Here is a 15,297-nt window from a genome sequence, read left to right on the forward strand (position 1 = left end):
GCGCCTCGCGGTGTGACTTTCCTTCGAAATCACTCGCAACTCACTGCTGTGCCGAGGACTTCTCATGTCGCAGATCGATCTCATCGAAGTGCCGACGACGCTGTCGGAATCCCTCCAGAACGTGGTCGAAAGCCATCGCGTGGACGCCGCGTTGCATTGGCTGGACAATCATCCGCCACATGTCATCGCCGACGAACTCGCCCGGATGGACGCGGTCGAGGCCGGGGTGGCGTTCCGGTTGCTGGACAAGGATCTGGCGCTGGCGGTGTTCGAGGAACTCGAACCTGTCGATCAGCAGCAGATCCTGCAGGGATTGCGGGACCAGAGCTTCCGCGAACTCGTCGAGGGCATGGCGCCCGACGACCGGGCCCGCATGCTGCGGGAAGCCCCCGCGAAGGTGGCCAAGAAGGCACTCGCCGGACTGAGCCCGCGCGAGCGCCGGATGACCGCCGCGCTCCTCGGCTACCCGGAGGGTTCGGTCGGCCGGTTCATGTCACCCGAGGTCGTCGCGATTCCGGGGACGCTCACGGTGGCCGACGCCCTGCGTACGGTCCGTCTCAAGGGCGGTAACGCCGAAACGGTGTACACCCTGCCGGTGGTCGACGCCGGCCGCCGGCTGCAGGGCATCGTGGAACTGCGGGAACTGGTACTCACCGGCCCCGACACCATGGTCGCCGATCTCGTCGTCACCGAACCCGCGTTCGTCCGGGCCACCGATTCGGCGGAGAAGGCCGCGCGCCTCATGCGCGAGACCAACGACATCAATATGCCGGTGGTCGACAGCGAGGACCGCCTGGTGGGCCTGCTCACCATCGACGACGCCGTCGAGGTCATCGAGGCCGCCGACAGCGAGGACGTCGCCAAACAGGCCGGTTCGGCCCCCTGGGAAGGCCATTACATGGCCGCCGGGGTGTTCCAGCTGGCCCGCTACCGGGCGCTCTGGCTGATGCTGCTGCTGGTGGCCGCCACCCTGACGGTGAGTGTGACGGGTTTCTTCGAAGCCACCCTGGAACAGGCGGCGCAGCTCGCGCTGTTCATTCCGTTGCTGATCGGCGCGGGCGGTAACGCGGGTGCGCAGGCGGCCACTGCGTGTGTGCGTGCGGTCGCGGTCGGTGAAGTACGCGGCGGTGATCTGTTCAAGGTCATCTGGCGCGAATGCCGGGTGGGGCTGGTGCTCGGGACCATGCTGGCCGTGGTCGGGGTGGTCATCGGCGGACTGTTCGTCGGTCCCCGGGTCGCGGTGGTCGTCGGGGTGACGCTGGTACTGATCTGTGCCTGGGCCGCCACCATCGGGGGAACCATGCCGCTGCTCGCCAAGCGGCTGCGGATCGATCCGGCCGTGGTGTCGGCGCCGATGGTCACGACGCTGGTCGACGCGACCGGACTGATCATCTACTTCACCACGGCGAAACTGGTCCTGGGGATCTGAGCGGCACCTGCGTCAGTTCGATCCCGGTATTTCCGAGCGGTCGGCCGACGCAGGTGTACAGAACAGGGGTCCTTCGCGCGAACACCTGACCGCGGCGGCGCCGTTGATTCGGCACCGGACCATCGGCCCTCTGTTCACCGCAAGATTTGCGGTGAACAGAGGGTGGTATCACCGCATGGCGTCCGGGTACCGGAAGTGCATCTGGCAACAGGACGATCGGCCGCTGTTCGAATACGACTCTGCCCGGTCGGCCGTACCGCTGACCGAAGCGGCGCAGCAACAGGGCCGGTTGCTGGGTCGGCTCGCCGAGACACCCGAAACCGTCCAGGACGAGGCGAGTTCGGCTGTCCTGACCCAGGATGTCGTCAAGACCAGCGAGATCGAGGGCGAGCTGCTGGATGTGTCCTCCGTGCGCTCCTCGCTCGCACGTCACCTCGGAGTGGATATCGGAGCGCCGGCTCCAGCCGACCGACATGTGGACGGTGTCGTCGAAATGGTTCTCGACGCCACCGCGCACCACGACAGGCCCGTGACCGCGGAACGTCTGCACGGCTGGCATGCCGCGCTATTTCCGACCGGATATTCCGGCAGAACCCGGATTCGGATCGGGTCGTGGCGCACCGACGGTGGCGGACCCGTGCAGGTGGTGTCCGGGGACTACGGTCGGGAACGGATGCACTTCGAAGCTCCGCCTGCGGCGCGGCTGGACGACGAGATGCGGAAGTTTCTGGAATGGGTCAGTGCGGACACCGCCGAACCGGCAATCATCAGAGCCGGATTGGCGCACCTGTGGTTTGTGACCGTGCACCCGTTCGACGACGGAAACGGTCGCATCGCACGGGCTCTCGGCGACTTGTGGCTGGCACGTGCGGATCACAGCTCTCGGCGGTTCTACAGTCTGTCCGCGCAGATCCAACGCGATCGCGCCGCGTACTACCGGATACTGGAGCGCACTCACAAGGGCTCTCTGGATGTGACGGGGTGGCTGATCTGGTTCCTCGAAGCGCTGCATCGCGCGACCGCCCATTCCGATGAGACAGTGGACAACGTCCTCCGGAAGTCTCGTTTCCGGCGGCACTGGCAACCGGTTCCGATGAACGACCGCCAGATGACTGTGCTGAATCGAATCCTGGACGGATTCAACGGCAAACTCACCACGCGCAAGTGGGCCGTCATCACCAAATGCTCTCAGGACACTGCGCTGCGTGATATCAACGAACTCGTGGATCTCGGTGTGCTGAGCCGTTCGGACTCGGGAGGTCGCAGCACCTCCTATGACCTCGCGGAGCCCTGAGTTCCGCGGTCTCGACGACCGCTCCGCGGATTCGCCCCGGGGATCGACGGTCGGCCGGATCCGCCGTGCCCACGGTCCGGCCCCGTCGTGGGCGAGGATGCTCCTGCTCGAAGATGTCGCGGTATCGGAAACGCGGACCGAGTTTTCGGCATCCACGATTCCGATCACACCGTATGGGTGCTCAGACCGCCCGAGATGGTGATCGCCTCCCCGTTGTAGCGGCCGCCGGAGTCGGAGACCAGCAGCAGAATCAGCTCCGAGACCTCCTCCGGCTGGATGAGTCCGCCCCCGGCCTCGAACATCGCCATCGCGTCCGCGCGGGTCGGGTTCTCGTGATCCGGCATGAGTTCGCGGTAGGTGGCGGGGTTCATGATCATCTCGGTCTGTACGCCGGAGGGCAGGACCGCGTTCACGGTGATTCCGTGTCCACCGACCTCCTCCGCCAGCGATTTCACCAGACCGACCACACCCCATTTCGCAGCGGAGTAGTGGGCGGATCTGCGGGCGCCCATCCGGGCGACGATGGAGGAGGTGGCGACGATCCGCCCCGAGCCGCGCTCGATCATATGCGGAACCACGGCGCGGAAACTGTGATAGACGCCGGTCAGGTTCACATCGATCATGTCCTGCCAGGTCTGCTCGGGCATCTCGGCGAGGAAAGCGTTGGAGGCGATCCCCGCGTTGGCCAGGAGGATATCGATACCGCCGAATTCGTCGATCGCGCGTTCGGCCACGGTATCCATCTGTTGCTGATCACGGACATCGGCGGTGACCGATACACAGCGGCGGCCGGTCTCGCCGACAAGTTTCGCGGTTTCGGCGAGATCGTCGGCCGAACCCAGTGAGTAGGGCACGGTGGCGATGGGAGCCGCGATATCGCACAACACGATATCCGCGCCCGCCGCTGCCAGGGTCACCGCGTGCGACCGGCCCTGTCCGCGCGCGCCGCCGGTGATCACAGCGACTTTTCCGTCCAGCTTCCCCATGGTTCCTCCCTAGTCGGTTCGTTGCACCATCCTCACACTCTCTGTGCGCGTTGCGGGTCGGTTCGGGTCGTCGCCGCAGCAGTGTCGGCGGGCGGGCCGGTATCGGCGTCATCGGCCGTCGTGTGCCGGTCCGGCCGACGGCACGAGGGGCCGACCGGACAGCGGGCATTTGTGTCGCCTCATCCCGGCGGACGGTGTCGCGGTCGCCGGACTCGATCGTGCGCGTCGTTCGACCGGGACGCCTCGATCATGTCCAGTACCTCCGAAGTCGGCCGCACATCCCCGAACGACCGATAGATGGTGTGCAGCGTGGCGTTGTGGTCGCGATCGCATGCTCTCGCGGCGCCGAAGAACTCGATCGCGTGTGGAAGCGGGCCGCCTTCTCCGGGTAGCGCCCACACCACAGTTCCGCCGGTTGTGCGCAGGGCGTGGGCGAGGCGGTTGATATGCGGCACGATGCCGCGGCAGTAGGCGTTGCCGGCGATATGGAACGGCACCGTGTCGACTACCACCAGTGCGGTGCGCCGCGGATCGAGACCGGGATATGCGAACCTGCGGCCACGATGGTTCTGCTGGCGGATGTATTCGTGCTCGTCGATACGCCGGTCGTGCAGTACTGTTCGAATCCTGTTCTCATCCGTGATGATTCAGTAATACATCGGCAGACCCGCCGCCGCTGCCGTACAACCGGCGGTGCTCGCGAAACGGCGGCAGGAGTGTGCCGGGTGCACCACAATGACCGGATGGATCCCGCTACCGCGCGCATCCGGGAGTTGGAGGTCGCGGATTGGGCCGCCTTCCGGCAGATCCGGCTTCGATCGCTCGCCGACGCGCCGCATGCGTTCGGTGCCACGCTGGACACGGCCCGGCGACGGAGCGAACAGGATTGGCGGGAACTACTCGCCGGACGAACGCAATTCGTGGCAGTGGTCGCCGGTGCCGCGATGGGCACAGTCGGCGTCGTAGGTGAAGGCGCCGAACTACACCTGATCTCCATGTGGGTGGCACCGGACGCCCGGGGAACCGGAGTCGCCGATCTGCTGCTGCGCGCTGTGCTGGATCATGCGACCGCCCGCGCCTGCGATCGGATCCGTCTGGAGGTGACCGAAGGGAACACCGTGGCCGAGCGCTTCTACTTCCGTCACGGGTTCCGCCGCAGTGGTATCCACGGGCGGGTAGCCGCCGGAGATTCGCGGGCCGAGTTCGAGATGACTGTCGATCCGCAGACGCGCCTACCCGCCACACCGGCCTGAGTGAGGATGCGGTGCGGCGGGCGCGCCGAGGAGGTCGGGTCAGCGATTCTCGGGCCGGCGACGCCCGAGGAACGCGGCCAGCCGCTCGGTCGGCCCGGCTTGGGCGCGCGGTTCGACCCTCAGGCCGAAAGGCGACTCGGGGCCGCGGAAGGCGTCGTTCAGCGCCCGGTCCGCGATCGCTTGCGCCGCGGCCACCAGAGCCGGGTCGGCTTCGGCGTTCTGGCCGGTGGCCACGGCCAGGTCCCAGCCGTGCGCGACCGTTTCCATCAGATACCCCCCGACCGCGAGTCCGCCGGGCGCCGCACCCCAGGGAGCGGTGAGCGTGCGGGTCAGCAACGCGTCGTCGGCCCACTGGTCGAGGGCAGCGCGGGATCGTTTGAGGTAATCCTCGCCGGGCCGGGCCGTATCGATGTCTGCCCGGGAGGGTAGTGGGCGGGGATCCGCGCCGGTGGCGGTCGCCACCAGTTTGGCCGGATGACAGGAGAGGTGTTCGAGAAGTGCGCGGACGTCGAATTCCGTGCAGGGGGTGGGTTCGTTCCATTGTTCGGCGCGCACTGCGGTCATGAGTCCGGCCACCCATTCCTGGGCGGCGGCGAGATCTGATCGGAAGTCGGGGATCTGGGTCATGGGAGCAGTCTGTGGGACACAAGGTGACATCTCGTGTCACCTTTTCGTGGGATTCTGGAGAAATGCGCGCGGACCGGTTGCTCCTGATCGTTCAGCTGTTGCGGCGGCACAGGCGGATGAGTGCCGCCGAGCTGGCCCGGCGCCTCGAAGTCACGAAACGGACGGTGCTGCGCGATATGGAGGCGCTCTCCGCCGCCGGTATCCCGGTGTACGCCGAACGCGGCCGCGGTGGCGGATTCGCCCTGGTCCCCGGGTTCGAACCGGATGCCGAGCAACTCACCGCGGAAGAGGCCCGAGCGCTCTTCGTCGCGGGCGGCCGGAGTACGGCCGAAGCTCTCGGCCTGGGCAGTTCGTTCTGTAGTGCCCTGCACAAGCTGTCCACCGGTCTTCCCGACGACCAGCACCGGCTGGTCACCCATGTGCAGGATCGAATCGTCCTCGACGCCGGCGGATGGCACCGCGAACCGGCGGCCCTCGACGCATTGGCCGAGGTACAGGCCGCGGTGCTGGACGACGAGCGGATCAGGATCCGCTACCGATCGAGGCAGGCCGACGCTCCGGGAGACCGCACCGTCGATCCCTGGGGACTGCTCCAGGTCGGCCCGACCTGGTACCTCGTCGCCGCTCATCGCGGTCGACCCCGCAGCTACCGGGTGTCCCGGATCAGTGCGATGCGTCGGCTCGGTGAGCCCAGCCGGCGGCCGGCGGACCTCGATCTGCACCAGGTGTGGCGGCAGATGCGTGACGACTTCCGTGGGGGGCCCGCGACCGAGATCGTGCTGCGGGTGCATCGGCCGCGGTTACCGCTGGTGTGGCGGTCGCTGGCGGTGACCGCGCTCGGTGACCCCGAACCCGTCGCGGACGAGCCGGATGTGTACCGGCTGCGGGTACGCAGCGTGGAGGGGGCCGCGGCCATGCTGGTGGGTTTCGGTGCCGAGGTCGATATCGTTGCCCCCGTCGAGCTGCGGGACAGGATCATCGAGATAGCGGAGGCAGCCGCAGGACATCACCGGCATCGCGCGGACGGTTCCGGGAGGGCATCCGTCCCGCGACCACAGTGAACCGTCCCGGGTAATGCCCACGGGTTCATTCTCCCGCTTCGAGCCGGGCCCGGACCTCCTCGATATGATCGGCCAACTCGGCCTCGTCGATGATCTTCCGGGCGATCAGCGAATGCGCCAGCGCAACGAGCTGATTCTCCGGGAACGGCAGTGCCGGATACACATCCCCGGTGAGACGATCCTCCTCGTCCCGCCGAGCGAGCAGCGGTAGCGCCGTCCCTTCTCTATCGAGGGCGTCGCATATCCCGTCCAGACTCGATTTCCACGGCGGAGAAGGATTGTCGACGCCGTATTTCTCGGCCATCCGTGACCACACCTGCCCCCGGGCGATCATCTGCTCCAGCAACTGCACTCTGATCCGCGTGACGTCCTGGCCCACTGCCATCTGTTGTCCTCCGGTCCGTCAGTATTTCTGCGCCGGGTGCACCGCGGCGTGTACAGGGCGATCCACATCCGCGGTTCGTCCGGGCCGGGGAAGTGCGACACCGATCAAGCAGTCGCGTGTCGCGATCCGGGTGAGCTGCTCCTCGTTCCATCCCTCCGTCCCGTCCGGGCGGACGGGCAGCACCATGAACCGATGCTTGGAATTGGAGTCCTCGACGCGAATCCGGACGTCTTCGGTGAGGTAGAGGCCGAATTCGGCGAGAACCTGACGCGGCCAGCGGACGAGCCGGCGGCGGTAGTTCGGCGTCCGATACCACTCGGGCGAATTCCCGAGCAGGGGGCGGGGATAGCAGGAGCACAGGCTGCAGCAGATCACGTGATGCAGAGTCGGCGTGTCCTCGAGTATGTGCAGTGCGGTGAAATCACTCGGCGTACCGAACCCGGTCGGCCGCAGCCAATCGATGCCGACCTCATGGCACGCGGTGACGGCGTCTTCCAGAGCCAGCCGCTTGAATTCGGGGTCGGACCACGCCTTGGCGACGAACCGGGCACCCGGCACCGGACCCAGTTGTTCGAAATACTCGGTGTAGTGGCGGTGGTCCTCGGCGGTGAACAATCCCTTCTCGATCGCGAGCTCGCGCAGCGCGATTTCGAGCACCTCGAAATCGGTGACCTCCTCCACCATCGGCGCCGCGTGCCGGGGTGCTTCGTCGTCCTCGCCTTCGTTCGAAATCCCGCTCATCGTGTTCCTCTCACTGAGGTGTGACCGGTCTACGAGATCGCCTGGAGCCAGGGCTCCGATATTTCCGCTTGCAGGGTGTCACCGGGGGGTCCCTGATACGGATCCCACAGGTCTTTCATATCGAAGCGCACGATGTAGAACCATTCGGGTCGCCGGTCCTCGCGGTCGAACGCTTCGTCTTCCGGTATCGGGCTCTCGTAAGACACTCTGACGACCGTCCCCGGTTTACCGCGCAGATACTCCTGGGTGCGGGTGTAGAAGATAGTCGGGAGGTCGCGCACCAGGATCCGGTCGCCGACCCCGAATCGGGGAGTGTCCGCTTGCCCGGTGAAACATTGGGGATCGCCGTGGCCGACCGCATCCCGGTGATGAATATTGCGGACTACCTCGGTGCCGTCTCCGCTGCTGCGCGGTGTGGCCTCCAATGGGCCGGCGCGGCCCGCGGCGCGCTCGCGGACCTCCTGGGTTCGTTCGAGCAGCTCACGCAGTGTGATATGCCGTTTGTCGATGAGGCAGCGGGCAACGGCCAGCACCCAGCGGCCGTAATAGGGAAAGCCGAGATACTGCGTACGCCCGATATCGACATTCCCCAGCCGGCGGCGTTCCTCGGAGGTCCAGATGCCCCGCCAGCCCAGCACCTCGCAGGTGATGAACGTATTGAGCTCCCAGACCTCCTCCTGTTTCTCTTCGAAAACAGCCGGTGCATCGGGCTCCCCGCCCACATCGTGCGGGGTCTTCATGAATGCCCGGAAAAGCTCGTGATCGATCTGATCGGGGTAGGGCCAATCGCGGAGCTGATGTAACGCGACGCGCAGTTGGCTGACGTAGTCGTCCATGACCGAATTTGCCATGTTCGCCATCTCCCTGAATTGGGTAGGTCGCCATCAACCTTAACGGGGGTCGGTCGGACCTTCCGGTTTCGAATCCATCAATTCTGTGACTCGGTTCCGATGGCATCGACAGCCGCTGGTCCGATTCGATATACGAATGTGGGCCGGGCGTCGAGAAGACGCCCGGCCCACATTCCCGGCTGCCCGGCGCGGTGGGGCCCGAACGGGCCCGATTCACCGGGACGGGTGTTCAGAAGTCCCAGTCGTCGTCTTCGGTGTTGACCGCTTTGCCGATGACATAACTGGACCCCGACCCGGAGAAGAAGTCGTGGTTCTCGTCGGCGTTGGGGGAGAGGGCGGACAGGATGGCCGGGTTGACCTCGGTCTCGTCCTTCGGGAACAACCCCTCGTAACCCAGGTTCATCAGGGCCTTGTTGGCGTTGTAGCGGAGGAACTTCTTGACGTCCTCGGTGAGGCCGACCTCGTCGTAGAGGTCCTGGGTGTAATCGACCTCGTTGTCGTAGAGCTCGAAGAGCAACTCGAAGGTGTAGTTCTTGAGGTCGTCGCGTTCGGCCTGGGTGACCTGTTCGAGTCCGCGCTGGTACTTGTAGCCGATGTAGTAGCCGTGTACTGCCTCGTCGCGAATGATCAGGCGGATCATATCGGCGGTGTTGGTGAGCTTGGCGCGTGAGGACCAGTGCATCGGCAGGTAGAAACCGGAGTAGAAGAGGAAGCTCTCCAGCAGTGTGGAGGCGACCTTGCGCTTGAGCGGATCCTCGCCGCGGTAGTACTCCAGCACGATCTCGGCCTTGCGCTGCAGGTTGCGGTTCTCCTCCGACCAGCGGAAGGCGTCATCGATCTCGCGCGTGGAGCACAGGGTGGAGAAGATGGAGCTGTAGCTCTTGGCGTGTACCGACTCCATGAACGCGATATTGGTGAGCACCGCTTCTTCGTGCGGGGTGAGCGCGTCGGGGATCAGGCTGACCGCGCCGACGGTGCCCTGGATGGTGTCCAGCAGGGTCAGGCCGGTGAACACCCGCATGGTGAGTTGTTTCTCGTCGGGGGTGAGGGTGTTCCAGGAGGGGATGTCGTTGGATACCGGCACCTTTTCCGGCAACCAGAAGTTGCCGGTGAGCCGATCCCAGACCTCGGCGTCCTTCTCGTCGGGTACCCGATTCCAGTTGATGGCCGAAACCCGATCGATGAGCTTCATGCTGCTTCCACACCCTTCCCAACGAATCCGACGACTACCCTGCGCGTGCGGTAACACTACCCCTTGTGGGTCGAATCGCCGAGCGCTACCACAACTTGTGTTTCACGCGTCGAATGCGCTAGGGGAGCGGGGTTTTTCGGCGTACTGCGACCGCAGGCGCCGAGCGTACTTCAGTCGTCGGAAGGGGGTTTGTGGTGGCCATCGGATCTGTCGTCGCTCGACGACGCCATGGCGAGGCCGAACGCGAGACCGAAGCCGATGCCCAGGCCGACCCCGAGTGCCACATTGCTCAACACGACCAAGCCCAGTGGTATCCCGATCGCCAGTCCGATGACGATCCCGATACTCAACCGCGTAGCGAGCGAGCGATCACCCTCATCCTTGTCGCCCATACTTCGAAGGTACTCGCGAAATGCCGCTCACCTGCGAGAACGGGGTCTCGGAACGGTTGACGTCCGGTTGCGGACCGGTGTTCGCCGAGCCGGCGAGTGCGGCCCGGAACCTCGTTTCCGTACCCGGCCCGCCAACGGTCAGTTGGCCGAGGGAGCACCGACCGGCGGTTGTCGACCGGGTGGCCGGGTGCCGCCGGGCGGCTCGCCGGCGGGATGGTCACCGGGGCCGGGTGCGCTCGGCGGATTGTCGCCGGAGGCGGCGGATTTCTCGGCCACCCCGATGGTGAGCGAGATAGCCAGTCCCGATCCCGGGTCGCCGGTGACCGTGGCGAGTTCGGCGTCCCAGCCGTCGCCGAAGACGTTGTCGCCGGCCAGGGTGACCTCCGACAGATTGGTGCGGCTGCGGGCATAACCGGAGTCGGCGGCGAAAACCTGCTCGCAGCTGTCCTGTGGAAGCGCGATCTGCGAGGTCAGCCGGGCGTTCTCCCCGGCGACGGCGGTCGCGAGGTCGTCGTAGACCTCGAAATGGATATGCGGCCATCGCCCGGCATAGCAGGCCGGGAAGATCGAGGTGAAACTCACCTGCCCGGCATCGTCGGCGATCTGGACGCCGCGCAGATAGTTCTGTTCGGTGATGCCCTCGCCGTAGAGCGAGTACTCGCCGTCGCGGTCGCAATGCCACAGGTACAGGGCCATCCCGGTGCCGGCGGCGCCGCTGCGGGCGAGATCCCGCAGGGTGAGCCGGATGGTCACCGGGACACCCTCGGCGGTACCCGAGTACGGCCCGAAACTGCCGGTGATATCGGAGCGGACGACACCGGATTCGACCAGGACATTCGGCCCGTTCGATCCGTCACCGGGATACGGTCCGGCGGTTTCCTGCGGGGCCGCGGCGACGGTGGTGGCATCCGTGGTGGCCTCCGCGACGGCGCTGGTCCCGGGGTTCTCGTTCCCGGACGCGCAGGCCGCGGCCACCGATGCGGAACCGACGGCGCCGAGGATCCAGAGCGCTCGCCGCCGGGACAGCATCACCGACATATCGTGGGCGAGTCCGAGATCGTGTTCGTGCCCGAGTTCCGTTCGCGGTGGTGAAGGTAGTTTCCGCACGTTGCGCACCTCTTCTCGATGGGGTGATCCCCACGGTAGGGACGCTGTCTGGCGCATCCCTGGAGCCGTGCTGTGAGTCCTCTGTGGACGCGCGCACGGCCACCGGCCGGGTGCGCGGAACGCCGGGCGCCCGGAACGGCAGCCGGGTGCGGTCGAATGCCGGGGTCCGCGGGCGGGTGCGGAATCCGGCTGTGGCCGGGACGGTTCAGTCCATGACGTAGGCGTTGAGCGTGTCGCGGATATCGGTGAGCAGGGCACGCGCCGAGGTCGGGCCGGTGGTGTGCCAGAGTGCGTCGTCGACGAGGAAGGTGCGGTTGTCGCCCACCGCGCCGAGTTTCTCCCACGGCTCCGAGCGCATCACGGATTCGCCGTGCTCCTGCCCGTCCGGGCCGTCGAACATCACATAGATCAGATCGCCCTCGGCGGCCACCGGATCGGATTCGTCGATCGGACCGGAGGTCTCGCGTTGCGCGGTCGGCCGCTCGGCGCCGGTATCGGCGAGGATCTGCGCCGCGAAGGTCTCGGTGCCCAGGTACTCGCTGCCGTCGGCGGTGAAACGCACGATCGAGGCCTGGACGAAACGGGCGTTCAAGGTGGCGCCGGTATCGGCTGCCTCGGCCCGGTAGGCGTCCAGCGCCGCTTCACCCGCACCCTGGCGGCCCAGCGCGCCCGCGAAAGCGGTGAACTGTTCCTGCCAGCCCGGCTGGTCGCCGACCAGTACCGTCGGGGCGATCTCGCTGAGCGCGTCGTAGCCGGCCCGGCCGGTCGGGACCTCGCCGATGATCAGATCGGGATCCAGCTGTGCGATGAGCGCCGGATCGGGATCGCCGGCGGTACCGACGCCCGGGACCTCGAGCACTCCGTACCCCAGATAACCCGGCTGTGGCGCGGGACCCGCGACAGTGGTCGCGCCGACCACCCGCTCCCAGAGCCCGACCGCGCAGGTGGCATCCAGCGCCGAGGTGCCCAGCACCACGATTCGCTGGGGATCGGCCGGAACCCGCGATTCGCCGGAGGCGTGCCGGACCGTGCGCGTGGGTCCCTCGGACGGATCGGGTGCGGTCGGCAGCGAGCAGGCCTGCGTGGTGTCGCGTTCGGTACCGATCACGCCCGCCCCGGCGATCTTGGTCGTGGTGCGGATGATCGAGGCCGAATCGTCGGGATGGCTCGCGCACGCGGATACCACCAGCGCGGTGCAGGCGAGCACGACGCTCAGGAGCCGGCCGATCCGCACGGGGGTCCGGGGGTCACGCGCGGCTGGGGTATGGACAGCAGGGCTCACCGGCATGCCGGGAAGGGTACATGCCCACCGTGATTGATGCTTTTTCGCCGCCGCCTCCGGCGTCGCGGGGGCGAGCCCCTGGTGTCCCGCCCTTCGGACCTCGGGACTCGGGCCTTCGGCTCGTGCGGGGTGCGGTCGGCCGTCCGTGGAAACCGTCGAGTACCTCCGGCCGAGGGTGGGACGGGTCCCGATCCTTCGAGGTGCCTCGTCGAACTCGACTGCTGTGGGTCACGTCTGTTCTGCGTGTTCCGAACGGCCGCGAGGCATGGGCGGTGCACCGACCGGCACTCGGAGTCCTCTGCGCTACCTCCGGTGCCCAGCTGATATCTGCTGATATCTCCCCGGGAAGCAGTGCCCGCCGGAGCCGAGTACGACACAGAGTAGGACCCGGACGACCCGGGCTGGGCCGAAGGTTTACGATTCGAGAAGCGCACGCTAACCGTTGGCCGCCCAGTGCACCGGGCGGCGGGCAAAACAGTGGAGCCTGCGGAGCGACCCTAAAGGCACCTTCAGGAGGATCAGTGACTGCCGTAGAGCCCAAACCAGTCCCACCGGGGGTGGAAGCGACTCGGCCATTCCCGGCGCGAACGGGGCCGAAGGGGTCGTTCATCTACAAGATGGTGACCACCACGGACCCGAAGGTCCTGGGCGTCATGTACTTGACCACCTCGATGGCGTTCTTCCTCATCGGTGGCCTGATGGCCCTCATGATGCGTGGTGAGCTCGCGCGCCCGGGTCTGCAGTTCCTCTCGCCCGAACAGTTCAATCAGCTGTTCACCATGCACGGCACGATCATGCTGCTGTTCTACGCGACCGCGATCGTGTTCGGCTTCGCCAACATCATCCTGCCGTTGCAGATCGGCGCCCCCGACGTCGCCTTCCCACGCCTGAACGCCTTCAGCTACTGGCTGTACGCGTTCGGCGCCACCATGGCGACCGCCGGTTTCATCACCCCGGGCGGTGCCGCGGACTTCGGCTGGACGGCGTACGTGCCGCTCACCGATATCCTGCACTCGCCGGGTGTGGGCACCGATCTGTGGATCATGGGTCTGGCCGTCTCCGGTCTGGGCACCATCCTCGGTGGTGTGAACATGCTGACGACCGTGGTCTGCCTGCGCGCTCCGGGTATGACCATGTTCCGGATGCCGATCTTCACCTGGAACATCGCCGTCACCAGTGTGCTCGTCCTGCTGGCCTTCCCGCTGCTGACCGCCGCCCTGATGGGCCTGGCCTACGACCGGCACCTGGGTGGCCACATCTACGATCCGGGCACCGGCGGCATCCTGCTCTACCAGCACCTGTTCTGGTTCTTCGGCCATCCGGAGGTCTACATCATCGCGCTGCCGTTCTTCGGCATCGTCTCCGAGATCTTCCCGGTCTTCAGCCGTAAACCGATCTTCGGTTACACGACCCTGGTCTACGCGACCCTGGGTATCGCGGCGCTGTCCATCGCGGTGTGGGCGCATCACATGTACGCGACCGGCGCGGTGCTGCTGCCCTACTTCTCGTTCATGACCTTCCTGATCGCGGTCCCGACCGGGGTGAAGTTCTTCAACTGGATCGGCACCATGTGGAAGGGACAGTTGACGTTCGAATCACCGATGTTGTTCTCGGTGGGCTTCCTCGTCACCTTCCTCTTCGGTGGTCTGTCCGGTGTCATCCTGGCCAGCCCGCCGCTGGACTTCCACGTCACCGACTCCTACTTCGTGGTCGCGCACTTCCACTACGTGCTCTTCGGCACCATCGTGTTCGCCACCTACGCCGGTATCTACTTCTGGTTCCCGAAGATGACCGGCCGCATGCTCGACGAACGCCTCGCGAAGTGGCACTTCTGGACGACCTTCCTCGGTTTCCACCTCACCTTCCTGGTGCAGCACTGGCTGGGCGCCGAGGGTATGCCCCGCCGCTACGCCGACTACCAGGCCGGTGACGGGTTCACCACGCTGAACACGGTCTCGACCATCGGTGCCTTCATCCTCGGCGCCTCGATGCTGCCGTTCCTGTGGAACGTCTTCAAGAGCTACCGCTACGGCGAGGTGGTCACGGTGGACGACCCGTGGGGTTACGGCAACTCGCTGGAATGGGCGACCTCCTGCCCGCCGCCGCGGCACAATTTCTACGAGCTGCCGCGGATCCGCTCCGAACGGCCTGCCTTCGAACTGCACTATCCGCATATGGTCGAGCGGATGCGCAAGGAAGCACACGTCGGATTCACGGGCGTTGCCAAACATCATCCCGAGGAGACGCTGGTCAAGTCCTAGCGGTCCCCGCGCAGTCGTACCCGTGCACCCGTCGATCTCGGTCGGCGGGTGCACGGGTGTTTTCGGCGAGACCAGGAGCGGTAACCGGATGATCGTGCCCATCGCGGACGATCCGGCGGCGCCGTGCACGTGGAGGTGGAGGTTAGTGGCGGGGGCTTGTTCGTGGAGGGTGAGTGCGACCTTCTTGTGGGGGAGGGGATGTGTGCTTGCTCGTGGAGGTGGGGTGTGTGGGCTTGTGGGGTGAGAGTGGGCTTGCGGCGGGGGTGCGATCTTCTTGTGGAGGCGAGGATGCGGGCTTGTTCGTGAAGGTGCTGTGTTTTTGGCGCGCTGGCGCGCGCGGGCGGTATTGCCCATCATCGTGAGATGGTCGCGTGCTCGTGCTTCGATTTCGATCCGGCCGGCGAACGCGCCGTAGAGCGGCATCGTCATATCCGGC

15 protein-coding genes are annotated in these 15,297 nt (G+C 66.2%); 5 read left to right on the forward strand and 10 right to left on the reverse strand.

The window, feature by feature from the left end:
- Window positions 1–64: 64 nt before the first annotated feature.
- Both mgtE and ACWEWT_RS32680 read left to right on the forward strand, forming a co-directional pair.
- Window positions 65–1,429, forward strand: a complete 1,365-nt coding sequence (gene mgtE, locus ACWEWT_RS32675) for a magnesium transporter (RefSeq protein ID WP_452564704.1) — start codon at window positions 65–67, stop codon at window positions 1,427–1,429.
- 103 nt (window positions 1,430–1,532) lie between these two features.
- Window positions 1,533–2,723 (forward strand): Fic family protein, encoded by a 1,191-nt coding sequence (locus ACWEWT_RS32680; RefSeq protein WP_452564705.1) that lies wholly within the window; start codon window positions 1,533–1,535, stop codon window positions 2,721–2,723.
- Between the two features lie 164 nt (window positions 2,724–2,887).
- Here the strand turns inward: ACWEWT_RS32680 and ACWEWT_RS32685 are convergent, their stop codons facing one another.
- Window positions 2,888–3,709, reverse strand: a complete 822-nt coding sequence (locus ACWEWT_RS32685; protein WP_452564706.1) for a mycofactocin-coupled SDR family oxidoreductase — start codon at window positions 3,707–3,709, stop codon at window positions 2,888–2,890.
- 179 nt (window positions 3,710–3,888) lie between these two features.
- A complete protein-coding gene (locus tag ACWEWT_RS32690) occupies window positions 3,889–4,221 on the reverse strand; it encodes a hypothetical protein (RefSeq protein WP_452564707.1) in 333 nt (110 codons plus the stop codon).
- A gap of 231 nt (window positions 4,222–4,452) precedes the next feature.
- Here ACWEWT_RS32690 and ACWEWT_RS32695 point away from each other — a divergent pair, with 231 nt between their 5' ends.
- The gene (locus ACWEWT_RS32695; protein ID WP_452564708.1) at window positions 4,453–4,962 is read left to right on the forward strand and encodes a GNAT family N-acetyltransferase; all 510 of its coding nucleotides are present in this window, start codon (window positions 4,453–4,455) and stop codon (window positions 4,960–4,962) included.
- A gap of 39 nt (window positions 4,963–5,001) precedes the next feature.
- On the opposite strand, the gene ACWEWT_RS32700 is transcribed toward ACWEWT_RS32695, so the two are convergent.
- Complete coding sequence (locus tag ACWEWT_RS32700) at window positions 5,002–5,589, reverse strand: TIGR03086 family metal-binding protein (protein WP_452564709.1); 588 nt, start codon at window positions 5,587–5,589, stop codon at window positions 5,002–5,004.
- A gap of 62 nt (window positions 5,590–5,651) precedes the next feature.
- Between ACWEWT_RS32700 and ACWEWT_RS32705 the strand changes: the two genes are divergently transcribed.
- A complete protein-coding gene (locus ACWEWT_RS32705) occupies window positions 5,652–6,650 on the forward strand; it encodes a helix-turn-helix transcriptional regulator (RefSeq protein ID WP_452564710.1) in 999 nt (332 codons plus the stop codon).
- A 25-nt stretch (window positions 6,651–6,675) separates the two neighbouring features.
- Here ACWEWT_RS32705 and ACWEWT_RS32710 read toward each other — a convergent pair whose 3' ends face one another.
- From ACWEWT_RS32710 to ACWEWT_RS32740, 7 genes are all read right to left on the reverse strand, one after another.
- Entirely contained in the window at window positions 6,676–7,035 is a 360-nt protein-coding gene (locus tag ACWEWT_RS32710) for a thiocyanate hydrolase (protein ID WP_452564711.1), read from the reverse strand.
- Window positions 7,036–7,053: 18 nt separating this feature from the next.
- A complete protein-coding gene (gene scnC / locus ACWEWT_RS32715) occupies window positions 7,054–7,776 on the reverse strand; it encodes a thiocyanate hydrolase subunit gamma (protein ID WP_452564712.1) in 723 nt (240 codons plus the stop codon).
- A 29-nt stretch (window positions 7,777–7,805) separates the two neighbouring features.
- Window positions 7,806–8,636 carry an SH3-like domain-containing protein gene (locus tag ACWEWT_RS32720; protein ID WP_452564713.1) on the reverse strand — a complete coding sequence of 277 codons (831 nt, stop codon included), beginning with the start codon at window positions 8,634–8,636 and terminating at the stop codon, window positions 7,806–7,808.
- Window positions 8,637–8,856: 220 nt separating this feature from the next.
- Complete coding sequence (gene nrdF / locus ACWEWT_RS32725; RefSeq protein WP_452564714.1) at window positions 8,857–9,819, reverse strand: class 1b ribonucleoside-diphosphate reductase subunit beta; 963 nt, start codon at window positions 9,817–9,819, stop codon at window positions 8,857–8,859.
- Window positions 9,820–9,989: 170 nt separating this feature from the next.
- Complete coding sequence (locus tag ACWEWT_RS32730; protein ID WP_452564715.1) at window positions 9,990–10,211, reverse strand: hypothetical protein; 222 nt, start codon at window positions 10,209–10,211, stop codon at window positions 9,990–9,992.
- Between the two features lie 138 nt (window positions 10,212–10,349).
- Window positions 10,350–11,249 carry a dioxygenase gene (locus ACWEWT_RS32735; protein WP_452564720.1) on the reverse strand — a complete coding sequence of 300 codons (900 nt, stop codon included), beginning with the start codon at window positions 11,247–11,249 and terminating at the stop codon, window positions 10,350–10,352.
- 274 nt (window positions 11,250–11,523) lie between these two features.
- Entirely contained in the window at window positions 11,524–12,606 is a 1,083-nt protein-coding gene (locus ACWEWT_RS32740; protein ID WP_452564716.1) for an ABC transporter substrate-binding protein, read from the reverse strand.
- 515 nt (window positions 12,607–13,121) lie between these two features.
- Between ACWEWT_RS32740 and ctaD the strand changes: the two genes are divergently transcribed.
- The gene (ctaD, locus tag ACWEWT_RS32745) at window positions 13,122–14,861 is read left to right on the forward strand and encodes an aa3-type cytochrome oxidase subunit I (protein WP_452564717.1); all 1,740 of its coding nucleotides are present in this window, start codon (window positions 13,122–13,124) and stop codon (window positions 14,859–14,861) included.
- Window positions 14,862–15,297: the final 436 nt, after the last annotated feature.

This window comes from Nocardia sp. NPDC003963 (assembly GCF_053605105.1).